The 10,767-nt window shown below is 40.8% G+C and carries 8 protein-coding genes, 4 tRNA genes, 1 rRNA gene and 2 pseudogenes; 3 read left to right on the forward strand and 12 right to left on the reverse strand.

The window, feature by feature from the left end; translation table 11 throughout:
- Nucleotides 1–354: 354 nt before the first annotated feature.
- The 4 genes and pseudogenes from G602_RS0116600 to G602_RS27170 all read right to left on the reverse strand — a co-directional run bounded on the left by G602_RS0116600 (nt 355) and on the right by G602_RS27170 (nt 3,557).
- Nucleotides 355–1,164 carry an SDR family oxidoreductase gene (locus tag G602_RS0116600; RefSeq protein ID WP_026659976.1) on the reverse strand — a complete coding sequence of 270 codons (810 nt, stop codon included), beginning with the start codon at nt 1,162–1,164 and terminating at the stop codon, nt 355–357.
- 186 nt (nt 1,165–1,350) lie between these two features.
- Nucleotides 1,351–1,815, reverse strand: a complete 465-nt coding sequence (locus tag G602_RS0116605) for an 8-oxo-dGTP diphosphatase (protein ID WP_026659977.1) — start codon at nt 1,813–1,815, stop codon at nt 1,351–1,353.
- Between the two features lie 184 nt (nt 1,816–1,999).
- Nucleotides 2,000–2,539, reverse strand: a pseudogene (locus G602_RS27165) (transposase); the annotation flags it as partial.
- A 175-nt stretch (nt 2,540–2,714) separates the two neighbouring features.
- Nucleotides 2,715–3,557 (reverse strand): helix-turn-helix transcriptional regulator, encoded by an 843-nt coding sequence (locus tag G602_RS27170; protein ID WP_044932552.1) that lies wholly within the window; start codon nt 3,555–3,557, stop codon nt 2,715–2,717.
- A gap of 140 nt (nt 3,558–3,697) precedes the next feature.
- Between G602_RS27170 and G602_RS0116620 the strand changes: the two genes are divergently transcribed.
- From G602_RS0116620 to G602_RS0116630, 3 genes are all read left to right on the forward strand, one after another.
- Nucleotides 3,698–5,239 carry a DUF5597 domain-containing protein gene (locus G602_RS0116620; RefSeq protein WP_026659978.1) on the forward strand — a complete coding sequence of 514 codons (1,542 nt, stop codon included), beginning with the start codon at nt 3,698–3,700 and terminating at the stop codon, nt 5,237–5,239.
- 66 nt (nt 5,240–5,305) lie between these two features.
- Nucleotides 5,306–5,455, forward strand: coding sequence for a hypothetical protein (locus G602_RS30635; protein ID WP_155829966.1), 150 nt, complete (start codon nt 5,306–5,308; stop codon nt 5,453–5,455).
- Nucleotides 5,456–5,463: 8 nt separating this feature from the next.
- Entirely contained in the window at nt 5,464–5,904 is a 441-nt protein-coding gene (locus G602_RS0116630) for a tyrosine-type recombinase/integrase (RefSeq protein ID WP_026659979.1), read from the forward strand.
- 354 nt (nt 5,905–6,258) lie between these two features.
- On the opposite strand, the gene G602_RS0116635 is transcribed toward G602_RS0116630, so the two are convergent.
- The 8 genes and pseudogenes from G602_RS0116635 to G602_RS0116670 form a co-directional block, all read right to left on the reverse strand.
- Nucleotides 6,259–9,246, reverse strand: a complete 2,988-nt coding sequence (locus tag G602_RS0116635; RefSeq protein WP_026659980.1) for a TOTE conflict system archaeo-eukaryotic primase domain-containing protein — start codon at nt 9,244–9,246, stop codon at nt 6,259–6,261.
- 70 nt (nt 9,247–9,316) lie between these two features.
- Nucleotides 9,317–9,583: pseudogene (locus G602_RS0116640) on the reverse strand (HEPN domain-containing protein); the annotation flags it as partial.
- A 95-nt stretch (nt 9,584–9,678) separates the two neighbouring features.
- Nucleotides 9,679–9,990 (reverse strand): nucleotidyltransferase domain-containing protein, encoded by a 312-nt coding sequence (locus tag G602_RS0116645; RefSeq protein ID WP_026659983.1) that lies wholly within the window; start codon nt 9,988–9,990, stop codon nt 9,679–9,681.
- 100 nt (nt 9,991–10,090) lie between these two features.
- Nucleotides 10,091–10,176: transfer RNA gene (locus G602_RS0116650), tRNA-Leu, on the reverse strand.
- A gap of 41 nt (nt 10,177–10,217) precedes the next feature.
- A tRNA-Ile gene (locus tag G602_RS0116655) sits at nt 10,218–10,291 on the reverse strand.
- 8 nt (nt 10,292–10,299) lie between these two features.
- A tRNA-Glu gene (locus tag G602_RS0116660) sits at nt 10,300–10,371 on the reverse strand.
- Nucleotides 10,372–10,423: 52 nt separating this feature from the next.
- A tRNA-Asn gene (locus tag G602_RS0116665) sits at nt 10,424–10,496 on the reverse strand.
- Between the two features lie 75 nt (nt 10,497–10,571).
- A 23S ribosomal RNA gene (locus tag G602_RS0116670) occupies nt 10,572–10,767 on the reverse strand; the annotation flags it as partial.

Genomic DNA, 10,767 nt, shown 5'->3' on the forward strand with positions numbered 1-10,767 from the left:
ACGCTCAAACAAGCGTGAGAAAATAGACTTCAAGCTAGAAAGCGGCAGGCACCGCTCAACAAAGATGTGGTACTGCCGCCTCTATCACATCCTCATGTTACAACATTTGGATGCATGGGATCTGCCTTACGAATCCGCCCTGAGAAAGTTGGTTTGTAATGTAGCATGATCTCGTAAATATCATACAGCATTCTCAGGCATAGCAACAGTGTTATGTCTATTATTCATGCCCTGTTTTGCATCTTTTTTTCATCTTGGGTAATATTCACTTGTCAAAGTTCAATTGCCAGAATTTAGCTGGCATGATCACTCAAGATTCCGAGAGATCATCGGAATTATAAGTCCGCTGCAAAATCACCCTTTTCCCGAATTATTCTTAATTTCAAATCCATTGTCTTTTGCGCATTTCATCAAAGCTTTAGAAACATCACTAAAAATGACACCATATCTCTTTGCTTTACTGCAGTCCATCCACAAATTGTGCCTTGCAGGTGCATCTTCTAGCCGAATTTCTAACCCAAGTTCTTCTATAAACTGACTTGTTATCTCATACATGGATTTTGTAGTTTCACTGCCAAAATTATAAATTCCGCCCGGCAATGATATTACATTTTCCATGTTTTCAGCGACTTCTTTTACGTAAGTGATGCCTCTATATTGCCGAGAACTAAACGCAACCGCATCCTTAGCATCTACAATGTTCATGTAGTAATTGGACTTTTTTACGTAATAGTCATACATCCATTCAGTGCGAAGCATAACTGCATCAGGGCAGATATCAAGCACCCTCTGTTCCATTTCAAGTTTATACTTTGCATAAATGTTTGCCGGATTAACATTTTCTTCTGTATAAGGCCCATTGTCTTCAAGTCCGCCATATACCTGATCAGAGCTAAAGCAGATAAGCTTTCTCCCTTCGCATGATTTAGCAAGAAACACCGGCAGCTGAACATTTGCAATATATGATGACTCCGGATTTTTCTGGCATTCCCCAATATCTGAAATAGCTGCAGTATTCACAATAGTATCTGCACCGCTCTCACTAACAATTCTCTTGATCTGATCCAAAGACGCATTTCTAAGTGATGGTGCGGCCACCACATCTTTGCAGATTTTCATTAATTTACTGCCAACAAACCCTTTTGCTCCGGTTACAAGTATCATTTATATGTCGCTCCGTCATAATGATAAACTATGCCCTAATCTCCATGTAAATCCGAGATTATCTTTTCTATTAGTGCAGCGGTATCGCCATGCTCTCTAGGCGATCCGTTAAATATCAGAGTTTTCATTATTTACTCACATTCCTTTATTAACACGCATAATAATCATATTATATTCACCATCTGATTATTTTATAGAAACAGACCAGTCATCTCCTCTGGCCAAATACTGAAATTCCATAAGATTCGGATCATTGATAACATCAATTAGTTCTTCAAGATCGTCTACTGCCTCAATTTCAGATAAACGACTGTACTCCACCCATTTCATCTGCCCTTCCTCAGAAGAAATGACATCCCCGGAAAACTCGTATGCCTTAAACAGAAGCACTATATATCTACCGTTCTCATATTTTCCATCTTGTATCGGAAACTGCTTAATCCCCGCAAGCATTGGATTCTTAATATCCAGCCCTATTTCCTCTTTCATTTCACGAATAACTGCATCAACAAAGGATTCACCGATTTCTACATGCCCACCAGGCAAAGTATATCCCTTCCAATCCTCTTTAATTCTGTTCTGAAGAAGTACTCTATCGCCATCTGTAATAAGACAAAGTACGGTCAATTCCACATTTTCTGTTCTTCTCATATATCCCTCAAATCACTATCCAAAAACGTTATGCCAAAATCATACCATACAAAAAAGGGGCTGTGAAAAAATGAGAAATCATTTTTCCAGCTCCCTTTTATTGCTATTTTTTATGCGGGACTATTCCTTTTATGGAAAAAAGTGTATAATGCCCCTTTCCCCAAGAACTACAAGCTTTTTATGTTTAGGCCGCTTCTTGGAGACGCATCTTTTTATTGTGATATTTATATAAGTTGTAACCTATAGAAACTAAAAGAACCTCAAGTTTTACAGATTCTATTCCTTTCCGGACTATTCTTTTATACCAGCGATCCTTTTTGCTGATTCCGAAAGTACCTTCCGCCTGAATGGATCTGTTCATTCTAAGAAGTGCTCCCTGAATGCTCTCAAGATTATCTATGACCTCCTGATGCATGGCAGTCAGTTCTTCATTTATTCTTACAGTTCTGTTGCCATCTGTCTTCTTGCACTTTGATGCATAGGGACAGCCACTGCAGTCTTCACATTGGTAGACTTCTTCCTTTCGTCCATACTGGTTCCCTTTTACAGGTTTACGGTATAGAAAGTTAAAAGTCTTCCCATTGGGACAACGCATTTTTCCATCACCACCAATTTCAAAATTAACTGCTCTGAATGGATTATTGTGATATTTCTTATCTGTTGTCTCCTTTTTGAACATCGTGAATTTCATATACTTTTCCATACCCTTTTGCTCGCAGAAGATGGGTTCAACTCCAAAACGTGCAGCTGCATGTCGCTGTGTCTCTTTTCCATTAAGAATACCTTCTACTGTCCTGATTTTTTCATCTGGCTCTATCTTATATTTGGACATAAAAATACTCCCTCCTAAGTAGTACAAGATTTTTATTATTTCTCTTGTCTACCCAGAAGGGAGCATATCAATTAGTGCGACGGCCCCTTTCTGTGATACCCATTCTGAAGGACTGAGGAGTCATCCCCAGAGTCTCACGAAAAACCTTGCAGAAATAGCTTGATGAGTTAAAACCACAGGCTTTTGCAATATCACTCAGCCCGGTGTCAGGAGATGTCATCAGCAGAACCTGAGCGTGATGAATCCTGATACGACGAAGATATTTCATGACCGTTTCGCCGGTGCTCTCCTTAAAAAAGCTGCTCAGATACTCAGGTGTACGCCCGAACTGTTTAGACAGTTCATCCAACGAAATATCCTCGGCGAAGTGGTCTTCCAGATAGAGTATCATCTCCCGCCCAAGGCTGGTGCTCTCTGTAAGGAGATAGTCCGGCAGCAGGGTCATGCTCTCTACCAGGTCCAGAAGGAGAGAGTACAGCTCTTTGGAACATTCGGCAAGGCACCCCGGTTTTCGCTGGCTCATGAGTTCTTCCAGGGCGCTTACGTGGCGCAGAAACTTATCCGGTGATGACAGGCTGTAAATACCGGAGCGTGTCATTCCGAGCGTAAAGAGCAGTTCCTTGCAGAGGCTGCCGTCGAAACCAAGAAAGTGTACATACCAGTCACCTTCCATACTGCGATAGCTGTGGGCTTCCCCGGGATACAGCAGGATAATCTGCCCGGGGTGCAAAACTCCACGGGTACTGCCAAAACTAAACTTACCGCTTCCGGAAACCCCGTACAAAATCTGCCAGATGGGAAAACCTTTAGGTCGGTCGATATCATCCTGATTATAGTCGGTACCCAGATTGCGGAGAATCAGCGGAGTTTTCCGGTACTGACGCTGATTTATCCTGAAAGTGTAGTGCATCCTGCAATCTCCATGACATACATTAATAATTTTATATGGATATTAGTATATTAATATGGAGTTTCCAAATATGTCAAGTTACAATATTAGTATGAAAATAACTGAAAGGTAATTATTATTGACAGAAAGGAGTATTCCATATGAGCATTCCCTTTGTTAAGCGAGATGAAAAAGGCATCCCGACCCTTTATGTTCATGATCGGCCCTTTTTCATGAGAAGCGGGGAAATCCACAACTCAAGCGCATCTGAACTTTCATTTATGGAGAAGCAAATCTGGCCGGCTCTTCGAGGACTGAACATGAATTCCGTAATAGTACCTCTTTACTGGGAGCTGATCGAACCGGAAGACGGGTGCTTTGATTTTTCCACCGTGGACGGTCTTATACTAAAGGCCCGTGAGGAAAATATGAAGCTGTGTTTCCTGTGGTTTGGTCTTTGGAAAAACGCTGAATCCATGTATGTACCTGCCTGGATGAAGAAGGACGCCGAAAAGTATTTCCGGGCAGAAAAGTGCAACGGCGAGCGGATGACAACCATATCACCCCTGTGTGATGCGGCAGTGGAACGCGACCGTCTGGCATTCACAGCTGTCATGGAACGTATTCGGACGCTGGATGAGACAGAGAATACAGTCATTGTGATGCAGGTGGAAAATGAAATTGGCCTGCTTGGTACAGACCGCGACTATAGCGCCGATGCAGATGCCGCATTCTTTTCACCGGTGCCGACAGTATTGTCCGATGCTGTGGGACGGCAGGGCAACTGGGAAGATGTTTTTGGTGAAGATGCGGGAGAGTGCTTTATGGCGTGGCATTTCGCAACGGCTATAGAGAGAATCGCATCAAGTGGCAAGAAGGTTTATGACCTGCCCTGCTATGCAAATGCATGGCTCAGACAAAGCCCATGGTTCCCTGGCTCTTATCCTTCAGGAGGACCGGTTACTAAAGTTCATCATATCTGGCGTATTGCAGCTCCGTCTCTGTTCACTTTAGGCCCTGATGTTTACGTTCCGTACTGTGCAGATGTAATGGATGAATATGCAACACCTGATAACCCTCTTTTCATTCCGGAGATCCGCAAGGATGCCGTGGCATCATCTTATGCTCTTTATGCATTTGGGGCAAAGAATGCCATCTGCTTTTCACCCTTCGGTATTGAGGATCTGAATCTGGATCCCGACCAGGTGGACAGACCACCCATGGAGGTTATGATTGCCCTGAACATTGATCCTTCTGCTTTCGATATCACCGGAAGCCGGGACTGCCTCTCTGCAACCTACGGTCTGCTGAAAGAATTGGAGCCCATTTATCTCCAGAATCGAGGCAGCAGCCATCTTCAGGCCTGTGTACGTCACGGTGAGACAGATTACAGCGCTTTCCTTCGCTTTGAGGATTATGATCTGTCCGTTTCCTATGGACCAAGGCAGTCCGGCAAACCTCTTGGCGCCTGCCTGGCTGTGGAGCTGGATGATAACCGTTTCCTTGTCATCGGACTTAACTGTTCCATAAAGTTCAGTGTTAAGCCCGGAAATAAAAAACAGATGGATATACTTAAGCTGGAAGAAGGAACGGTGCAGGATGGTAAGTGGCTGAAGGAGCGCGTTATGAACGGCGATGAGAAAATGAGTCTGAGATTTGGGGACATTCCAAAAGCAATGATGGTTACACTGTATCAATTCTAAAACGATTTCAGTGACAGACAAAAAGAACATGAACATTTAATTTTTTAAGACAGTAGGTTTCTTCTTATGGGAAAGACAAATGCATCGGCAGAAATCCAGCATGAAAAAGCGAGTCCGCAACTGCTTGGGGGATATGCGCTGGGAGAGATTTTTATGTCCAAATATAAGATAGATCCAGATGAAAAAATCAGGACAGTAGAAGGTATCAGCTTGTAGAAGAATCATTGTTTTCTGTTGATATGACACATCTGAAGGTAAAGAAGACTCCCAGGCATATTAATGAAAAACTTCCCAAAGGTAATGCTCACTACTCTGTAAGAGATATCTATCTTGTCCCTGAGGCTGTAGAAATCATTAAGAACGCTCACGAGATTAACCCTGATGGGGAATATCTCTTTATGTGCCATGGTAGAACCATCAACAATGATACCTTTAATGAACGTCTTAGGAAATACTGTAATGATGCAGGTGTTCCTTACAAGTCCAGCCACAAATTACGTCTCACTGTTGCATCAACATTGAAGGCTGCTGGTGTAGAAACTGCATATTTGCAGAAAGCTTTGGGACACTCAAATAGGGCTATGACGGAGCATTATATCAATGAAACAGTGGAAGAGCCTAAGAATATTGAAGATCAGCTCATGAATGCATTAAGCATCTGCTAAATAAATATACACGTTTTATGTATATCCTTGTATGCAATTTAAGTCATTCAAATGCTGATATCTTCTGACTTGTACCAAAATTGTACTGATTTGTACCAAATGTATAAAATAATGAAAGAGGCTGCAAACTCAGATAAAATCTAAGTTTACAGCCATACACATTACTGCCGGCGACCGGGATCGAACTTTTGTGACATCTCAGAACCAGCATGGAAAGGAGCCTTGCGGACTTACCTTCTTTTTTGGTCCATTTTCTGACCCACTTTCGTATGATAAAGGATATTCATATTTATTGAATAACAAACAATATTTACAGCAGCGATATCAATCTTTAAAACATATCTGTATCTTTGATTATCCAAAAGTAAGCTCCAATAGTTCAAGCGCTGCTTCTTTACTCTTAACTCGAATCAGATTGTCATCAGGCTTAGCTCTGGATAGTAGATTCATACTTCCATACCACACAATCTCATTGTCAATAATTGCATAGTGTTCATGCATGTGATCCTGTATTCTGACGTTTACTCCGTTGTCCTTTAATAACTGCACAATTCCTTTGGTATCTTTAATCCTTTCCTCCGGATATCCTTCTGGGTTAAGGGTGACAACAGTTATTCTGATCCCATCTTCCTGTTTTTTCTTTACAAGCCTAATAAAAGATTCAACTTTAGAATGATTTAAGCCTGGACTTGAAATAACAATTTCCTTATTTGCTTCCAAAAGATCCTTCTCATAAACACTTTCATATGAATCCATGTCAAAGATAGAATTTGCATCCTGCTTGTCTATAATCGCATTATTCCAAATTTCATACCCTATCTTCTTATAAGCTCTAAGGCGCTTGTGGTACATTTTTTCAAGAACTCGGATATGCGAATCTACGTAATCATATATTATTACTTCCGTCTTTGTCTTATAATCTCTATGTAACCTCCCGGCAAATTGCTCAATATTGCCTTCAGCTGCTGCAGGCATTGCCAGCATCAATGTATCAAGTCTTGGGAAATTAAACCCTTCACCAACATATTTATCAATTGCCACGAGTATTACAGATTCATCATCAGAAGCAGCTCGCATCTGCAAACTCATTTCATCTTTAGCTTTTCTACTTCCTCCGCCTTGCAGAAGGTATACATGATCTGCTTTTCCCTGCAATCTCTGATAAATCAGCTCCGCATGTTCTTTGTATTTGGTTAATACCAGCGGAGTTCTACCATCCTTAATACAGTCTTCCACATCAGATATTATCTGATCATTCCTAGAATCACACTCAATTACAGCCCGGTTTGCGTCTGTTATCTTCAGATCTGTAGAACTTACAAGCCTCGTAAATCGAGGATATACAAAATGTGCTATGCCTTGTTTCTGCGCTCTCTCTTTAGCAGTATATCTGAACCGAATAGGTCCAAACTGCATAAACACTTTCTTTTCAAGTCCATCTTCCCGTTTAGGAGTAGCTGTTAATCCATATACATACTTTGCTTTTGCTGCCCCAATTACATCTTCAACCGTCTGCGCTGCTCCATGATGGCACTCATCCATAATTACCATTCCGTAGTTTTCGATAATTGGATTGATTTCATCACCTTTTCCAAGAGAAGAAAAAATAGCAACATCAACTATTCCAGTCATCGAGTCATGCCCGGCATACAGTTTTCCGATCAAGTTTTTTCTCTTTTTAATTCTTCCTGTTTTTGTTTTATATTCAGGTAATTCAGCTTTAATATCTAAGAATCTGCTTAAATCTTCAATCCAGTTCTTCTGAATTTCTGTGTTATGAACAAGAATTAGTGTATTCACTTTTCTTTGGACAATTAAATATGCACCTACAACCGTTTTCCCAAAAGATGTCGTGGCTGCTAGTACACCGTTGTCGTGCTCCAAAATTGCTTGTGCACCTCTCATCTGTTCCTCATATAAAGCACCATTGAAAGAAACATCTAAAGGAGTTCCCTTACATCTGTTATCAGTAAGAGAAAATGGAATTCCAGATGCATTTAATTTTTCAATTAGTGAATCTAAAAGAGCTCTCGGAATACAAATATAATCTCCATCATCATAACCACAAGAAATGATTCTAGACATACCTTGCGTTGAAAAGCCCATACCTGCAGTCTTATAGAACTCCGAATTGCTAAATGCAGCCATTCTCCTTATAGCATTCTGCATTTTATATTGCATTCCTTTTGAATTAATGTATATCTTATCAGAAATGATGATTTCTACTACGGAAGGTGCATCTTCCTTACAAAAAGAAAGTTTCTCTTTTTCCCAAGGCTTCTGTTTTCTCGCCATGGTATCATCTGCATCTTCATCAAAATCATTACATAGGCCCCCTAATAAGCCATCTGCTCCCCAGGCCTTTATCTTTTCTTCAACAATCTCTTTAGAGATTCTTTTAACATTCTTGAGGCACTCCCATTGATCAGGATATGCATTCCAGTTTTCATCTATGAAAGCACTATTCCCAGCCTGTAAAGCCAGTCCCTGTAATGGCAGCGCTATCAGATTTCCTAATCCAGATCTCCCAGTCTTTGCATTAATCGGAATATGGTCCTGAGCTGGGAGCATTCTGTCGTAATATGTGAATTTTTTCATATTAACAGATTCGGCACCTTTGGTTAGCAAAGCTGTTCCAAATCTTCTTGCTGTAGATGCCAATATCGGCTTTTCAAAGAATATCCAAAAATGGGCTCCCTTACCAGATCTTGAGCGCTCAACTAAAATCGGCACGTCATTGTCTTCACATATCTTCCTAAATGTGTTTACTTCAATCATCCATTCAGAATCAGGATTTGCCCAATCATCACCACAAACATCATCATTATGACAATCAAAGTCAAACACAAGAAAGTTTATAGTTTCATCAAGAAGTAGCGGGTATACCCCTAATACATCCGAAGCATCTTCCTTCTTTCCTCTCAGATGCTCATAAACCACTTCATCCGTCAATTCCTTATAATTCGGATTTCTACATTCACCACAAGAAAACTTGGGATTATTTCTCTTTGGACACAATCCATCTTTCCAAAAATACCAACACTGAGTATAGTAGCTGTGCTTTCCGGTTTTCTTATTAACCTTTCCATAACGCAGACTATAAACATCGTTTCGTCCGTTAAACAAGTTGCGGAAGAATTTTATTCGATGCTTGGTTATTTCCAAAGGTCTGACTCTGGCACCTTGATTATCTTCAAATAGAATGTTCTTGTCTGGAGATAGATCTTCAATATTCTTTGCTTCTTTTCTATAAGTAATACCAACCTCATCGAGCAAACTATGCAAATAACCTATCTCTTTTTCAAGTTGATTGATTCGTGAAATATATTGGTCTTCGTTCATATACGTTATCTCTTCAAATATCCTTCCATTTGTCAAAAATGGGTACAGCATAAGCCATACCCACAAAATATCATTTTAATTTCTTTTGCCATTCATCAGCGACCCTAATGACATGTGCTATAGTATCTCTCCTGATAACGCTTGTTGGATAATATCTGGACACCACTTCCCAGGATGTAATCATCTTAGCCTTTTTACAAATAAAATCAGGTACATCAACGCCATTTTGTTGGGCTAAAATTACAAGTTTTGTAATATCATGTCCCCAAGGCTGTCCTCCCGTTTTTAGAGAAATAGCATACTTTAAAGTTTTCTCTACACCCTGCTGAGTCAAATAGGCAGCCTGATGCTTTTGATACTTATCATCACTGTTAACAAGGTTCTTAGCAGTTTATATATCAGCTTTTGCAATTGATAACAAAGTATTCCCCATTACGCAGCCTGCCTTTTATAAATAATCTGTCCCTTCTCTGCTAATTCCTTGCAGATAGGAGCTTTTTCTTTTTTCTGATAAATTTCATCAATAGCTTTAAAATAATTGACTGTTTTCTTACTGATGATAACAATATCTATGTCAGATTTTTCTTTACATCTCTCTTCCAACACGGATCCAAACAGCATAATAGCATCAATATCCGGGCACTTTTTTGCTGTACTAATGATGTGCCTGATAATCTCAGCTTTATAATCCGCAACCATTACGGATGAATCATAATTTGTATTAACTTTGATAAGTTTGCACATAAATGATCACCACCTATCCATCAATAACTATGATTTATAGCCTTATTATACCTTACAAACATCGTAAAAAAAAGAGAAGCATCTTACGCTTCTCTCTTACTGCCGGCGACCGGGATCGAACCGGTACGGGTATCGCTACCCACGGGATTTTAAGTCCCGGGCGTCTGCCAGTTCCGCCACGCCGGCGTTTTATTAACAAAAAGCCGCCTTTAAAGCGACTTCTTTAGTGGAGCTTCGGGGACTCGAACCCAGGACCGACCGGTTATGAGCCGGTTGCTCTAACCAACTGAGCTAAAGCTCCTTAATTGATGACTCCGACGAGGCTCGAACTCGTGTTACCGCCGTGAAAGGGCGATGTCTTAACCACTTGACCACGGAGCCGTGTTTTTCCTGCCTCGCAGGCTTCTTCGATTGTATAACTCCGTACAACCAGCTCCCCAAGTAGGACTCGAACCTACGACACTTCGGTTAACAGCCGAATGCTCTACCGACTGAGCTATTGAGGATTATTACCGTACCTTCAAAACCGAACACTGAATTATTCCATCTTTATCCGTTATCTTTTGTTCTATATCCTTTTCTTGGACAAGCCCTCGACCTATTAGTACACATCAGCTGAACATGTTACCATGCTTACACCTTGTGCCTATCTACCTCATAGTCTCTAAGGGGTCTTACTGCCGAAGCAGGGATATCTCATCTTGAGGGGGGCTTCACGCTTAGATGCCTTCAGCGTTTATCCCTTCCGGACTTGGCTACCCAGCCTTATGCATCTGG

It is taken from the genome of Butyrivibrio sp. AC2005 (assembly GCF_000424145.1).
Classification (GTDB): domain Bacteria; phylum Bacillota; class Clostridia; order Lachnospirales; family Lachnospiraceae; genus Butyrivibrio.